Source organism: Nocardia sp. NPDC051570 (assembly GCF_044454005.1).
Lineage (GTDB): Bacteria > Actinomycetota > Actinomycetes > Mycobacteriales > Mycobacteriaceae > Nocardia.
The window spans coordinates 172,376-187,132 of the sequence record NZ_JBITDI010000002.1; the positions used below are offsets into that span (position 1 = coordinate 172,376).

The 14,757-nt window shown below is 66.7% G+C and carries 13 protein-coding genes; 5 read left to right on the forward strand and 8 right to left on the reverse strand.

Features of this window, described 5'->3' with window-relative positions; genetic code table 11:
• Positions 1 to 12: 12 nt before the first annotated feature.
• The 4 genes from ACIA76_RS04385 to ACIA76_RS04400 form a co-directional block, all read right to left on the reverse strand.
• On the reverse strand, positions 13 to 2,391 hold the full coding sequence (locus tag ACIA76_RS04385) for a germacradienol/geosmin synthase (protein WP_397148352.1): 2,379 nt from the start codon (positions 2,389 to 2,391) through the stop codon (positions 13 to 15).
• A gap of 78 nt (positions 2,392 to 2,469) precedes the next feature.
• A complete protein-coding gene (locus ACIA76_RS04390) occupies positions 2,470 to 3,375 on the reverse strand; it encodes a polyprenyl synthetase family protein (protein ID WP_397148354.1) in 906 nt (301 codons plus the stop codon).
• Positions 3,376 to 3,550: 175 nt separating this feature from the next.
• Positions 3,551 to 4,279: a hypothetical protein gene (locus ACIA76_RS04395; protein WP_397148356.1), complete on the reverse strand. Its 729-nt coding sequence runs from the start codon at positions 4,277 to 4,279 to the stop codon at positions 3,551 to 3,553.
• A 255-nt stretch (positions 4,280 to 4,534) separates the two neighbouring features.
• On the reverse strand, positions 4,535 to 5,479 hold the full coding sequence (locus ACIA76_RS04400; RefSeq protein ID WP_397148358.1) for a LysR family transcriptional regulator: 945 nt from the start codon (positions 5,477 to 5,479) through the stop codon (positions 4,535 to 4,537).
• Between the two features lie 70 nt (positions 5,480 to 5,549).
• Between ACIA76_RS04400 and ACIA76_RS04405 the strand changes: the two genes are divergently transcribed.
• The 3 genes from ACIA76_RS04405 (at position 5,550) to ACIA76_RS04415 (ending at position 8,710) form a co-directional block, all read left to right on the forward strand.
• Entirely contained in the window at positions 5,550 to 6,716 is a 1,167-nt protein-coding gene (locus tag ACIA76_RS04405; protein ID WP_397148360.1) for a TDT family transporter, read from the forward strand.
• A 76-nt stretch (positions 6,717 to 6,792) separates the two neighbouring features.
• The gene (locus ACIA76_RS04410) at positions 6,793 to 7,773 is read left to right on the forward strand and encodes an amidohydrolase family protein (protein WP_397148362.1); all 981 of its coding nucleotides are present in this window, start codon (positions 6,793 to 6,795) and stop codon (positions 7,771 to 7,773) included.
• 34 nt (positions 7,774 to 7,807) lie between these two features.
• The gene (locus tag ACIA76_RS04415) at positions 7,808 to 8,710 is read left to right on the forward strand and encodes an alpha/beta fold hydrolase (protein ID WP_397148364.1); all 903 of its coding nucleotides are present in this window, start codon (positions 7,808 to 7,810) and stop codon (positions 8,708 to 8,710) included.
• Between the two features lie 154 nt (positions 8,711 to 8,864).
• Here the strand turns inward: ACIA76_RS04415 and ACIA76_RS04420 are convergent, their stop codons facing one another.
• The 4 genes from ACIA76_RS04420 to ACIA76_RS04435 form a co-directional block, all read right to left on the reverse strand.
• Positions 8,865 to 9,437 carry a cupin domain-containing protein gene (locus tag ACIA76_RS04420; protein WP_397148366.1) on the reverse strand — a complete coding sequence of 191 codons (573 nt, stop codon included), beginning with the start codon at positions 9,435 to 9,437 and terminating at the stop codon, positions 8,865 to 8,867.
• A 120-nt stretch (positions 9,438 to 9,557) separates the two neighbouring features.
• On the reverse strand, positions 9,558 to 10,697 hold the full coding sequence (locus ACIA76_RS04425; RefSeq protein ID WP_397148368.1) for an FAD-dependent oxidoreductase: 1,140 nt from the start codon (positions 10,695 to 10,697) through the stop codon (positions 9,558 to 9,560).
• Positions 10,698 to 10,751: 54 nt separating this feature from the next.
• Positions 10,752 to 11,582, reverse strand: coding sequence for a class I SAM-dependent methyltransferase (locus ACIA76_RS04430; protein ID WP_397148370.1), 831 nt, complete (start codon positions 11,580 to 11,582; stop codon positions 10,752 to 10,754).
• Positions 11,583 to 11,635: 53 nt separating this feature from the next.
• A complete protein-coding gene (locus ACIA76_RS04435) occupies positions 11,636 to 12,112 on the reverse strand; it encodes a MarR family winged helix-turn-helix transcriptional regulator (protein ID WP_397148372.1) in 477 nt (158 codons plus the stop codon).
• A 41-nt stretch (positions 12,113 to 12,153) separates the two neighbouring features.
• On the opposite strand from ACIA76_RS04435, the gene ACIA76_RS04440 reads away from it, so the two are divergent.
• Together ACIA76_RS04440 and ACIA76_RS04445 are read left to right on the forward strand one after the other, a co-directional pair.
• Positions 12,154 to 13,065, forward strand: coding sequence for an alpha/beta hydrolase (locus ACIA76_RS04440; protein ID WP_397148374.1), 912 nt, complete (start codon positions 12,154 to 12,156; stop codon positions 13,063 to 13,065).
• Between the two features lie 93 nt (positions 13,066 to 13,158).
• Complete coding sequence (locus ACIA76_RS04445; protein ID WP_397148376.1) at positions 13,159 to 14,688, forward strand: FAD-dependent monooxygenase; 1,530 nt, start codon at positions 13,159 to 13,161, stop codon at positions 14,686 to 14,688.
• The last annotated feature ends 69 nt before the right edge of the window (positions 14,689 to 14,757 follow it).

Here is a 14,757-nt window from a genome sequence, read left to right on the forward strand (position 1 = left end):
TTGCGTAACGGGCTACTTGCCGAGCCGCGCGGCGCTGGTGCCCACGCCTCTCGGTCGAGCGAACGGTTGCGGTGAACGAAGGCCGTCCATCGTCGACCGCGATCCGCGGAATCGGTCGCGGTCGAGGAGCTGGGCTTCGGGGTAGCGGCCGGTCTCGATGTGCCAGTGGAGGATGCTGGCCATCCAGTCCTGCAGCTCGGTGGCGCGTCGGTCGAGGGTCCTGCGAGCTCCCTCATCGAGCTCGTATTCCCGGTACAGATTGGGCAGTTCGGTGGTGACCACATTCTCGAACTGATGCATTCGTGCGGTGATGAGTTTGCCGACGATGTCGACGGCCTGGTCTCGATCGCATTCGAAGAAGTTCTGCATGACGCGAACGGCGTTATGGAAATCGCCGTCGAATTGCGTTTCCTTCTGATACGAGAACAAATCGTTGATCATCACGGCGACGTCGCTGGCGGTGTTCTCCAGATTCGCGATCGTCTGTGTCGCATGGACTTCCGCGGGAACCTGGTCGCCGTGGGAGAACCTGGAGAGCGCTTTGGTGAGGTCCGAGCCGAAGGTGTGCCGGCGCATCTCGGTATAATCGACGGGATCGGGGATTCGGTTCAGGGCGAAGTTGGCGATCTCCCATTCGCAAGCCATGAGGAAAAGCTCTATGGCCCGCCGGAATTCACGCTTCTGGCTCTCGCTCATCATGGCTGTCGTCCGGTGCCAGAGGTCGGTCAGCCCCAGCTCCACCGGATTGGCGCCAGGCGCGGCCTCGGCCGCCTCGCTCGCCGTGCAGTCCAAGAGCCGCCGACTCTGCAGTTTCGCACCGACCACGTCCTTGTCCCGGCCGAACACTTCCGGATAGTAGTCGTCGATGTAAGTGCCCCAGGCCAGCCAAGCGCTCGCCAGATCCAACTCCTCCGGCGTGCCGTCCGGGTCCAATCCCGCGGCACAGAGGGCGAAGTCGAATTCGCGAAGATCCTTCTCACGCCACAGGCCGGGACCGGCCACACGAGGTATCGGGCCGAGAAATCCTGTCCGACGGCACCATTCGACGAGGTTCTCGCGCGCATCGTCGAGGTGCGGGTTGTGCTGCACCCGGTAGGGCATGTAGATCTCCGGCAGTGGAGTCGGGCCGACTTCCCTGGGGCCGGTGTCGGTGAAACTCTTGTACCTGCCCAATCCCAAACTGTCGCTGGGGTGGGCGGTGGTCGTCCGGCTCTGGTTCATGTATCGGCTCGATCGCATATGCCATTCGTGTCCCCCCGACTGCCAATCCTGCAGGCCTTTGGCGTACGCCAGCACCTGCGCCTGTTCCGGCGGGGCAACGCCGAATTCCGCGAACAGCAGCGGTAATTCGGTGAGCGCGGTGTGTTCGAACTGCTGCAATCGCGATGTCAGCAGATCGTTGATGATGTCCGCGGCCTGCTGGGTATCGCAATCGAGGAATCGCTCGGCCACCAGGATCCCGTTGGCGTTCTCCCCTTCCTCCTGGACCTCGCGTTGATAGGAGAAGATGTCGTTGCGCAGATGGACGCTATCGGCGAAGGTATCTCGCAGCACCTGCAGAGGCCTGGTCTCGGCAAGTCCCGCAGGGATTTCCGCGTGCACCGCGTGCTCGACCAGATTGGCCGACCAGGGTGCGCCACCGACCTTGCGGCGCATCTCGATATACTCGATCGGGTTGGCGACTCGGTCGTCGGATATGTTGGTCAATTCCCAGCGCGACTCCTCCAGGAGTGCTCTGGTGGTCGCGATGAAGCGGCGCCGCCAGTCGGCCGACATCCTCGGTACGGTGCGTGGCCATAGATCTGCCAGTCCACGTTCCACCGGATTCGTCGGTTCGGGCATGGTATCGCCGTCCACCGGCATGAATTCGAGCAGCCGCTCCAGGTACGCCTTGGCGCCCGCGGTGTCCTTGGTGCGCTTGAACAACTCCAGGAAATGATCGTCGAAGTAGAACACCCAGACGTACCAGTCGGTGATCAGATCCAACTCGGGGCCGTCGCACTCGGGATGGGTGTAGGCACACAGCAGCCCGTAGTCGTGACGTTCCAGGTCGTCCTCGTCCCAGATGCGGTGGCCGTGTTGCGGTTCGAAGAATCCCATCTCCGCGGCCCACCGCCTGGTGTGCTGGCGAGCACCGTCGACATGGGGGTTCAACCGCGCCGGATAAGGCATGTAGAAGTCGGGTAACTCGAATGGCTGTGTGGAATGTCCTCGTTCGGGGGGCGCGTCCGACTCGGATTGCGGCGCCGGATCGGGACTTCCGACGACGACCTGGTGCTCACGGTCGGCGCCTTCGATGGGTGCGGTGCGGTCCTGCAGCAGGTCGACAATCCGGGTGGACGTCGTGCCCAATCCGGTGGGGCCGCTGAAGAGATGCGTGCGTTCGGTCATCCGGCTCTGCTCCTCGACTCTGGATGTGAACGGATGCGGTCAATGGCCGGTCGCCTCGAGAGATATCTCCCGAGTCCGCTACCGGTCTCTGCGACCGACCATGAGGGCCAATGCCATCAGATCGTCGGTGACCGACTTATCCGGTAATGCTTGGATCGCGATCCGTACTCGCTGGTCGGCATGCTGCTGGGTGACGTCGCGACCTCCGATGTCATCGATCAGAGCCGCGGCGCGTTCGGTGTCCGCCGAGCCCGCGGCGGCGGTGTGCTGATAGATAGCGGCCAATTCGGCCGCGGCATCGGCGCTCGATCCGAGCGCGATCACGACGGGCAGTGACAGCTTACGGCGCGCCAGATCGTTCGCCGGTTTTCCGGTGAGCCGGGAATCGCCCCAAATGCCCATCAGGTCGTCCATGAACTGGAAGGCAAGCCCCAGTTGGCGTCCGAACTCATCCATCGCCGATATCGCGGCGCCCTCGGCCCCGGCACACAACGCGCCGAGCGCGCACGCACAGCCCATCAAGGCGCCTGTCTTACCCATCGCCATCCGGGTGTACTCCTCGACATCCACTCGTCGGCGGTTCTCGAACGAGCAGTCCTCACACTGGCCTCGACACATCTCGGCCACTGCTGCTTCCATCCGCGAGACCGCTTCCGTCCCAACGGTTCCCGGCAGACCAGCGACCAATACTCTGGCGGCCAGGGCGTGCAGAGCATCGCCGAGCAATATCGCATCGGCGATACTCCACACATTCCATATCGTGGGCCGGCCGCGCCGGATCGGATCGGCATCCATGATGTCGTCGTGTATCAGGGAGAAGTTGTGGACCAGCTCGATCGCCGTCGCGGCATGGACCGCCCTCGCCTCGGCACCGCCCAACGCTGCTGCGGCACAGAGCGTCAGCGCCGGTCGCAGCGCCTTTCCGGATGTTGATCCGGTCGGCGTACCGGCCTTGTCCCACCAGCCGAAATGATATCCGGCCATGAGCCGCAACGGATTCGGTAACAGCTCGACCGCTTCCCGCAAGTACGGCTCGCACGTCCGCCGCGAGCGTGCCAGAATCTCACCGGCCCTGGGGTGAAGGGGCGCTGGCGTATTCGTCGTGATCATCGAAACCCCGTCTTCTACTACGGCACGAGGGGTGCACGTCCAGTATCGGTCAGTCGGTCTGCCGGGCGACCAGGACGTTGTCGAGCACGCCCAGTGCGTCGGGTACCAGTACGGCTGCCGAGTAGTAGCAGCTGACCAGGTAGGAGATGATCGACCGGTCATCGATACCCTTGAATCGGATGTTGAGACCGGGCTCGTATTCGTCGGGTAATCCTGTCTGGTGCAGACCCACCACGCCTTGATCCTTTTCGCCGATGCGCATGGCGAGTATCGAAGTCGTCTGGGTGTTGCTGACCGGGATCTTGCCGCACGGGTAGATAGGTACCCCGCGCCACGCGGGAATCCGATGACCATCGACGTCGATCGGTTCGGGGTACAGGCCGCGTTTGTTGCATTCTCGGCCGAATGCGGCGATCGCTTTCGGATGTGCGAGAAAGAGTTTCGTGTGGCGCCGCATGCTCAACAGTTCATCCATATCATCCGGAGTCGGCGGACCGGCCTCGGTGTAGATGCGTTGTTTGAGGTCGCAGTTGTTGAGCAGGCCGAAATCGGGATTGTTGACCAGGTCGCCGTTACCGACGGTATGGGTCAGACGGCGGTTCACGCGGTAGACGCCGCCTTTGACCTCCACCCAGGGCAGCATGCGGGTCAGCCACCAAGAGGTGATGCCCTGCATCTGCGGTTCGGATTTGGTGGTGTGGGCCAGCTGTGCGGCGGCCGTCGTACTCAGACTTTTGCGGGCTTGACTCTCGGAGGTTGCTGGCAGATCGATGGTCATGCGTCGGTCCTTACCTCGAGGTGGTGTTCGCGCCGACGAAGCAGGCGATTACCGCCTGCGGAAACTGATTACTCGAGCGAGGTCTCGTGCGCTACAGCACGTTCCAGCAGGATTGATGGTAGATCTTGCGGTCGGGTGGGCGCAGCAGATCGCGGAAACCCGTGCTGCGGTAACGAATAGGGAACGATCGCCGCACCCTCCGAATACCAACGAGTTACGTACTGTTCGCCTTGTAGTAGCTATCCTGATGCCCCGTCACGAGGTAGCGGAATCGCGCCGGGCTCCGTCGGGAACGGTCGTCTTCTGCGCGACGGCGAGCAGATCCCTGGCCGGACCCGCGGGACGCTGGCCGTGGGGCCAGATGGCCCGCAGCGGGCGGCTCAGATCCAGATCGGTGAGGGTGGGCGACATCAAAACGCCCTCGATCAGTTCGGTGCGCACGGCCAGGGAGCTGAGCACCGCGGGCCCGACGCCCTCGGCGACAGCGCTCTTGATGGCCGTGGTGGAGGACAGTTCCAGCAGAACCTCGGGCCGCCAGTCGGGCAACCGTCGAATCATGGCCTGTTCGAAGGCGATTCGCGTGCCGGAGCTGGGCTCGCGGCAGATCAGTGGGGTACGGGCGAGTTCGGCCGGGGTGATCGAGGCGCGTGTGGCCCAGCGATGGGTGGGTGCGACGACCACGACCAGATGATCGTGGGCGACCACCTCGCCGTCGAGTTCATCGGGCGCATCGGGGATTTCGACGAAGCCGATCGTCGCGCGGCCCTCGCGCACGGCGCGGAGCACCTCGGCGGAGTTGCCCGCCTCCAGGGCGATCGCGGTATCCGGAAGCCGGTTCCGCAGGGCCATCAGCCATTTCGGGAACAGGTATTCGGCGACGGTTTGACTGGCCGCGACGCTCAGATGCGAATCGCGTTGTGTCCGCAGCGTTTCGATACCCGCGTCGAGGCGCGCGGCGGCATCGATGACCGCGCGCGCCCATTCGGCGATCAGCGCGCCCGCGGCGGTCGGGCGCGAGCCGAGGGTGGTGCGCTCGAGCACCGGCACCCCGACCAGCTTCTCGAGGTAGCGGATCCGCGAGCTCGCCGACGGCTGGCTGATGCCGTGCGCCTGCGCGGCGCGCCCGAGACTGCCCAATTCGATCACCGACAGCAGCAGATCCAGGGCGGCCAGATCGGGCACTCGAGGCGACAGCGGCATAGAACGATTCTATGGACCCATCGATACGTGGCCCGTACCCGGCACGCCGGATCCCCGCGAGGCTGAGGACATGACCACGCTGACCGATCGCCCAGTCCTCGGGACCGATCACCCCGACAGCGGACCCCGAGCTCCCCGCGGTCGCCGCTTCCTGAGCGCAGTGGACCGGCCCGGCGACGCGTTCGCCCACATCGGGCCCAACTGGTTCGCCGCGGTGATGGGCACCGGCATCGTCGCCAACGCGGCGGTGACCCTGCCCCTGCAGCTCCCCGGGCAGCGGGCCTTCGCGACGGTCGTCTGGTTGCTGGCGGCCGCGCTGCTGGCCGTCGTGACCGCCGCGTGGGCGGTGCATTGGCGGCGATTCCCCGCCGCGGCCCGGGCGCACGGCGCCCATCCGGTCATGTCCCAGTTCTATGGCGCGCCGCCGATGGCCCTGCTGACCGTCGGACTCGGCGCGCTGCTGGTGGGCCGCGATGTCATCGGACTCACCGCGGCCGTGACCGTCGACTGGGTGCTGTGGTCGGCCGGATCGGCGCTCGGCCTGTTGAGCGCCTTCGCGATCCCCTACCGCATGATCACCCGGCATCGCTACGAGGCGGATGCGGCATTCGGCGGCTGGCTGATGCCGGTGGTGCCGCCCATGGTCTCGGCGGCCACCGGCGCGATGCTCGTGCGGCATATCCCCGCCGGGCAACCGCGACTCACCTTGATACTGGCCTGTTTCGCGATGTTCGGCCTGAGCCTGATCGCCGCCCTGATCACCCTCGCCCTGATCTGGTCGCGCCTGCTGCATCACGGCCCACCCGCCGCGGGCGCGGTCGCGACGGTCTGGCTCGTCCTCGGCCCCCTCGGCCAATCGGTCACCGCCGCAGGCCTGCTCGCCAACACCGCCCCCCTCGCACTCCCCCCGCTCTACGCCTCGGGCCTCGATGTCTTCGCGGTCGTATACGGCGTCGCCACCTGGGGTTTCGCCATGCTCTGGCTGGCGCTGGCCCTCGCCGTCACCCTCCGCGAACGAAACACCATGCCCTTCAACCTGACCTGGTGGGGCTTCACCTTCCCCCTGGGCACCTGCGTCACCGCCAGCACCCTCCTCTACACCCGCACCGGCGCAACCCTTTTCGCCCTCACCGCCACCGCCCTGTACGCCCTGCTGCTCGCGGCCTGGGTCCTGGTCACGGCCCGCACCACCAAGGGCGTCTACACCGGAAGCCTCCTCCGCCCTCCCGCTCGCTGATCATGCGGCGGCGAAAACTCTGACACGCATCGAACGTATGTTTAGCGAAAGTGGATTCCGACACGAAGGATCGGTCATGACAGTCATCGCGATCGAAGAACACTGGACCACACCGGAGCTCACGGCGGCGCTCGCGGGTCTTCCCGAGGAGAGCCGGGATGACAGCCTGGCGTTGAACGATATGGGTGACAACCTTTCCCGCCTGGAGGATATCGGCGACGCGCGCCTGGCGATGATGGACGAGCAGGGCATCGATATACAGATCCTCTCGGTGGCACCGCCCGCGACCGGTCCGCTCGCCGCCGCCGACGCGGTCTCACTCAGCAGACGAATGAACGACCTGGCCGCAGAAGCGGTGCGCCGCAATCCATCCCGGCTGCGAGCCATGGCCACCTTGCCGATGGCCGAGCCCAGCGCGGTGGCCGGGGAGCTCGAACGTGCCGCCGGACTCGGATTCGTCGGCGCGATGGTCTACGGCCGAACCGGCGACACCACCCTCGACGATCCGTGCTATGACGACCTGTTCGCGACCGCCGCGGCCCTGCGCCGGCCGATCTTCATCCATCCCCAGATACCCTCGCGCACCATCCGCCGGGCGGCCTATGCCGGATTCGACCCCATGACCGACCTCGCGCTGTCGACCTTCGGCTGGGGATGGCATCTCGAGGCCGCGCTCGCCGCGCTGCGCCTGATCACCCGAGGCACCTTCGACCGGCACCCCGAACTCGAGATCATCCTCGGTCACTGGGGCGAACTGCTGCTGTTCTGGCTGGACCGGGCCGACAGCATCTCCCGCATCGCGGGCCTGGAACGAAAGGTATCGGACTACATCCGGTCCAACGTCTTCATCACCAGCTCCGGCATGTTCAACCCGGCATTGCTGCACCACACCCTGACCGCCACGACGATCGACCGGCTGCTCTTCTCGACCGACTACCCCTTCCAGCGACCCACCCGGCCCGAAATCCAGCAATTCCTGACCGAATTCGACACCGACGAGGACCGGGAGAAGTTCACCGGCGGCACTGCGCGCCGCCTTTTCGGAATCGAGGTTTGACCCTGACCCTACGTCAGGGTTGCAGCCTGGTCGCATGACGAACATCAGCGCTCATCCGACCCGGCTCGATCCGCCGATCGGCGGATTCCAGGAGATCGACGGCCGCCGCCTCTTCGTGCATCGGTCGGGTAGCGGCGGACCGGCCGTCGTGTTCCTGCCGGGCGCCAGTGCGGTCGGCCTGGATTATCTCGGTGTACAGCAAGGCGTTTCGCGATTCACCACCGCCGTGGTGTACGACCGCGGGGGCACGGGTTACAGCGATCCGGTCCCGTTGCCGCGCACCGCCGCCGCGGTCGCCACGGAACTGCGTGAGCTGCTACGCGCCCAGAACATCGCCGCCCCATACGTTCTCGCGCCGCACTCCCTCGGCGGCCTCTACGCGCACCGGTTCGCGCAACTGTATCCGCGGGATGTCTCGGGCCTGGTCTGGTTGGACGCCCTGCACCGCGACTGGGACGCCTTCATGCCTCCCGCAGCGAGTTTGGCCGCGACCGAGCGGATGTCGCCCGGCCCGGAACAGATCGCGCACATCCGTTCGGCGCTGCGCGAGATGAGCGCCGAATTGCTCGCGGACTATCCGGAGCACGTGCGGCAGCCGCTGATCGAGGCCAAGGTGAGCGACGAGTGGCTCCGCATCGGCATCGCCGAATGCGCGGGATTGGCCGAACTCGCCACCGAACTGCGGGCCGGGCCGGACATTCCCGACGTGCCGGTGGTCGCGCTCACCGTGCTGGGCATCGACCCCACCCAGCGGGCGCCGACGATGCACGAGATGCACGATGGCAGAACGAGAATGGATGCGACCCTGGTGAACGCGGTCTCACACGGGGAACAGCGCATCCTGTCCGACACCTTCCATCACCGGCTCTGCTTCGACCGCCCCGACGCCGTGGTCCAGGCGGTCCGCGACGTCGTCGACCGGGCGGCGCACCCCTAGACTCGGCAGATCGCACGAAGATCCGAGGAGGACGGGACGGCCGGTCGGCGAGCCTGGAGCTGATCGTGTCCCGGATCTCCGAGGCATCACCGGCCTGGGAACGCATCCTCGATGCGCTCGTCCACCGCGCCGAGCGGCGGCGGACGGCCGTGCGCTAACGCTTCGGGATGCCGCGGTGCTCGGCGCCGACCGTCACACCGAGGAGTTTCGCCGGTTCGTCGCCGTCGTTACGCCAACTGTGCACCACGCCGTTGATCACGAGCCAATCACCCGGCTTCAGGTGAACCTCGGTGTCCTCCATGATGAATACCGATTCGCCGGACAACTGCAACACGAGGTCGACGGTCGCGGTGGCGTGCATGCCCGCGACGCCCGGCAGTGAGCCGTAGCTGCCACGCGGGTTCGGGTCGACCATGAATCCAGCCCGGGCCAGGGATTCCGGATCCAGCAGCTCGGTCGTATCGAGCAACGCATCCGGGTTGTACTTCGGCGGGAACGCCAACTCGAGCACCTTGACTCCACCGGGCGGCGGGACCTGTGAGGTGCCCGCCGCCGGTGCGGTGCCGTCGTCGGGAAGGCTCACGGTGGCATCGGCGGCCCAGACCGCCCAGCGCCCACCGAATTCCGGCGGCGCCACCGACGGCACCTGTTCGTCAGCGACCACGATGGCCTTACCGGAGCTGTCGTGACCGGTGACGACCCTGCGGATGGTTTCGTAATCTGTCATAGCGCCAGCCTTGTTCGCGAACCGATCTCCGCGCAAGGCATTCAACCCGTCCGGTTTCGGCCGAATCATGGTGAGCGACTCGGCATTCCACTCGGGCTTCTTGCCACCGTCGGGAGAGCCTCAGGAGGCCTGCTCGTGTCGGGTGAACGCGGTGAGCAGGCTCTCGGGTGCGTTGTCGCCGAAGAGCGCCGCGAAGATGTCGGGGTGGGGGCCGGCGGCCTCGGCGCTCCGGGCGAACATGGCCTGCTCGTATTCGGTGAGGGCGGCCTCGATATCGTCGGGGTGCGCGCCGAGGGCCTTGCCGAGTTCGGCGCCGTCGAGCATGGCCAGGTTGGCGCCCTCGCCGTTGGGGACCGACAGGTGCGCGGCGTCGCCGACCAGGGTCACGCCCGGCACCCGATCCCATCGGTGCTCCACCGGCAGAGTGAAGTGCGGGCGGTGGACCGGTGCGGTGTCGGCGTCGGTGATCAGTGCGGTGAGTTCCGGTGCCCAGCCGTCGAATTCGCGCGCGATCCGCGCGGTGGCCGCGGCCGGATCGGTGAAATCGATGGCGGCGAACCACTCCATCGGTTCGGCGATCACCACGTAGGCGTGCAGGGTCGCGCCCTTCTCCCGGTGCGCGTGGATCTCCCGGCCCGGTGTGGGCGCGGAGGTGAACATCGACCCGCTGCCCACCGCTTTCGCGGCCGCGGGGTGGCGGGTATCGGCGTCGAACAGGTACGTCTCGACGAACGACTCGCCGATGTATTCGGGGGTGTCGGTGGTCAGCAGCGGCCGGATTCGTGACCACGCGCCGTCCGCACCGACCAGCAGGCCGGTGACGACGGTGCCGTCGTCGGCGAAGGTCACCTCGTAGCGGCCCGCACCGAGAGCCCGTGCGCCGGTGACCTTTCCGCCCCACACGACGGTGCCCGCGGGCAGCGAGTCGAGCAACATCTGCCGCAGCTCGCTGCGCAGAATCTCGGGGCGTCCGCCCGTGCCGTCATCGGCCTTGTCGAACAGAACGATCCCGTCCCGATCGAGCACCCGTAGCGCCTGGCGCCCCTCCAGAACCCGGCTTCGGAACTCCGCCATCAGACCGGCCGCCTCGACGGCGAGTTGCCCGTTGTAATCGTGGATATCGAGCATCCCACCCTGGGAACGCGCCGTCGGCGAGCTCTCCGCCTCGTAGACCGTGGCCGCGATTCCGTGGACGTGCAGGACGCGGGCGAGGGTGAGCCCGCCGAGTCCGGCACCGATGATCGTCACTGAAGTCGTCATGGTGACGAGCGTGCCGACCGGTGATTGCGCCGCTCTTGCGCCCGGCTTGCATCGTCATGCGGGCCTCCAGATGTCGATGGCGATCGCACGGGTGTGCTCGCAGAACATTCCGCTGGGGCTGGCGTCGTGTAGTAGTTGCCGCAGTTCGGACTCGAACCGAATACGGTTGTCCGCGAACAGATGCGGTGCCGAGCTGGACAGGGAGAAGACCGCGGCGACGACGTCATCGTTTGTGCGAGTGACCATATCGCCGGAGATGTCGATTCGACGTTCTCGCGTGAACCCCGCAGCCTGGTAGATCTCGTCCTCACCGGCCGCCGTGCCGTCCGGCAACGAGCCCCGACCGGCGCGGCGAACCGACCCGAGGTACGTGCGGACCAGTTCCTCGATCGCTGGATATGGCGGTATCGGGTGCGCGGCCGCGGCCGGATCCCCTCGATGCGTCGTGGCATGCACGTGCAGGCACACTCCGCCGGGATGGAGCATATCGTGCACTGCCGCAGCGACTTTCGGCCGATCCATCCAGTGGAACGACTGAGCGAAAGCGATCAGCTCGAAACGGCCGAGCCCGGCGGGCAGTTCCTCGGCACGCATACACAACCAGTCGATATTCGTCCTGCCACCCTGTCCGGCGAGCCGAGCGGCTTCCTCGATCATGTCGGGGTCCGCGTCGAGCCCGACGGCCCGCTCGAACTTCTCGGCCAGCAGCAGGGTCAAGGAACCGGGCCCGCATCCGATATCGAGTAGACGGCCGCGGCCGTCGAGGTGAAGCTCGGCGGTCAGGGCGTCGGCGAGCGCGCCGGGATACGGCATTCGACCTCGCGCGTAGTACGCGGCGCTACCGCGGTACAGCGACGGATCCCACTGCCATGCGCTCGGAGCCACGACGACCAGCATAAACACGCCTCGAGTGAACGACCCGCTCGGCCGAATGCCCTTCAGCCTGCGGGCAGGCCGATCCTTTCCCGTTCAAGCGCGGCCCGCAGCTGCGAAAGCAACTGTGCGGCAGCCGATAACGACGAGCCGGACAGGCTGGCGTCGAGCAGCTCGGCCAGCCGCTCGGTGAAGGTTTCCCCCGCTGCCTCGACGAGCCGGATGCCGTCCTCGGTCAAGGCCAGCAGCGACGATCGGCGATCGGATGGATTCGGTTGCCGCGCAACCCATCCCTGACTTTCCAGGCGGTCCACCCCTTTGCTGGTCGCCCCGATGCCCGTGGCGAACTCGGTCGCGAGGTCTGCCACCCGGGACCCGGGATGATCGGCCAGGAAGCGCAGGAACTCGTACTGCGAGGTGACGATCCCGTGCCGCTCGCGAAGGCGGTCGTTCAGCGCGTTGTAGAGCCGTGTCTCACATCGGACGAGATCGGCGAAGAAGTCCGGTAGGTCGACAGCATCGCGACTCAATTTAGATGCCATGGCATATACTGTACAGGAATACTCTTCCTGGGAAGGCGATGATGAGCAGAGAACAACGTGCCAGGATCGACGCGCTACTGCGGCAGCCCGCACCTGCCGGGCCTCGATCGGTGGCGGAACTGCGAGCCGGATTCGACAAGCTGATGGCCGGGATGGTCGTGCCCGCCGGGATACGCACCCACACCGTGACACTCGGCGACCGGCCCGCGGTGCTCGTCGAACCGCCGGGCACCGCGCGAGCCGGGACGATTCTGTACTTCCACGGCGGCGGCTTCGTCTACGGTTCCCCCGATACGGCGATGTCGCTGACGGGAAACCTGGTGTCCAGGACCGGATTCCGGGCCTTCTCGCTGGACTACCGACTGGCCCCCGAGCATCCGTTCCCGGCAGCGATCGACGATGCGCTCAGCGCTTACCGGGCACTGCTCGACAGCGGCGAACAGCCGTCGGCGATCGCCTTCGCCGGGGACTCCGCCGGCGGCGGCCTGACCGTCACCACCTGCCTTGCCGCCCGCGACGCGGGCCTGCCCATGCCCGCCGCGATCGTGGCCTTCTCCCCCGGGCTCGACATGACCAGGACGGGCGCGAGCATGGACAGCAAGGCGGAGAGCGACCCGCTGTTCACCCGCGAAGGCCTCGAATACACCGGAGCCATGTACCGCGCGGCCCACGACCCCCGTCAGCCCCTGCTCAGCCCGGCCGTCCACGCCGACCTCACCGGCTTTCCTCCGCTACTGCTGCAGGTAGGCACGAACGAAATGCTCCTGGACGACTCCACCCGCCTGGCGACGCGCGCGACGGCGGCCGGGGCGGACGTCATCCTGGACATCACCGCCGACGTACCCCACGTATTCCAGGCTTTCGCCGGAGTCCTCGACGAAGCCGACGAGGCCCTCGATCGCGCGGCTCTGTTCCTCGGCCAGCGCATCCGCAGCCGGGACATCGGCGACTAGGAATGCGGAACGAGGCCGCGGGCGGGTGACCGCGCAGGCGCGCCGCAAGCGTCGTGCCAGCGTGATGCAAGCGGTGTCGAAAAGCATTGGGTCATGAAAGAATTCGATGTGGTGATCGTGGGGGCCGGGCCGGTTGGTCTTTTCCTCGCCTGTGAGCTCGGTCTTGCGGGGTGCTCCGTGCTGGTACTCGAGCGGGAGGCGGAGCCCGGATCTCCGTGGCGGGCGGAACCGCTCGGGATGCGGGGGCTGTTCGGGACGTCGGTCAAGGCGTTCCATCGCCGTGGGATGCTGCATCCGCTGCTGGTGGCGGCAGGCGTCGGTGACGATTCCGGGGCGAACGTCGACTCGGATGAGCCGTCGCCCCCTCCCATCGCGGGCCACTTCGCCGGTATCATGCTCGATCCGGCCGATGTCGACCTCGCCGCCCTGCCGTTCCGGTTGCCCAGTCCGGCACCGGAATTCGTGATGACGAGTCTCGTGGCGATCGAGACGGTGCTGTCCGAGCGGGCAGCCAAGCTCGGCGTGCAGGTCCGGTACGGCGCCTCGGTCTCGGCCATCACTCAGGACGACGAGAGTGTGGTCGTGCATGCGGGCGACGGTGAATACGTAGGGCGCTGGGTCGTCGGCTGCGATGGCGGACGCAGTGCGGTGCGCGGGCTCGCGGGCTTCGAATTCGTCGGCACCGAGCCACAATTCACCGGCTACACCATGCTCGCGAGCATCGCCGACCAGGAGAAGCTGAGTCCTGGGTTCTTCAATCTGACGCCGACGGGTTTGTACATCCGAATGTCCGCGCAAGGGCATATCGGCATGATGGATTTCGACGGCGGCGCGTTCGATCGCTCGCAGCAGCCGACCCGCGAGCATCTTCAGGCGGTGTTGCGCCGGGTGTCCGGCACCGACGTGACGTTGAGCGAGGTCCACCTCGCCTCGAGCTTCACGGATCGGTCGATGCAGGCGACGACCTACCGGCGCGGACGCGTCCTGCTCGCGGGCGATGCCGCGCATATCCATTCCCCGCTGGGCGGGCAGGGACTCAATACCGGCCTCGGCGATGCGGTGAATCTGGGCTGGAAGCTCGCCGCGACCGTGCGCGGGAACGCGCCCGACGGGCTGCTCGACACCTACTCCGGCGAGCGCCATCCGATCGGCGCCCGGGTGCTCGACTGGTCGCGCGCCCAAGTCGAGGTCATGCGGCCGGACCCGCATGCTCAGGCTGCCCAGGGGTTTATCCGAAATCTGCTCGGGACCCGTGACGGCACAACCTATGTGTTCCAACGGATCTCGGGCGCGTGGATCCACTACGACCTCGGCGGCAAGCACCCGCTGGTCGGCCGTAACGCCCCGGACTTCCGGCTCGAGGATGGCACTCGGCTCGGCGACCTCATGCACGACGGACGTGGCGTCACACTCGATTTCAGCGCCGACCGATCCCTGCACGAGGCGGCGATGGGCTGGGAGGGCGGGATACGGTATGCCGCCGGGCGGGCGAGGAACGACCTCGGAGTGGGTGCTGTGCTGATCCGGCCCGACGGCGTAGTCGTCTGGGCAGATGGTCGCGACCCCGACCGGGCGGCGTTCGAGCAGGCCGCCGGCCGGTGGTTCGGTAGTCCGGCAATCTGATTCGCCCTCATTGGTGCGGCAGGGCTCGCTCGCCGACGCGCCGAAAGTGGCCCTTGCCGTAGCAGTGCC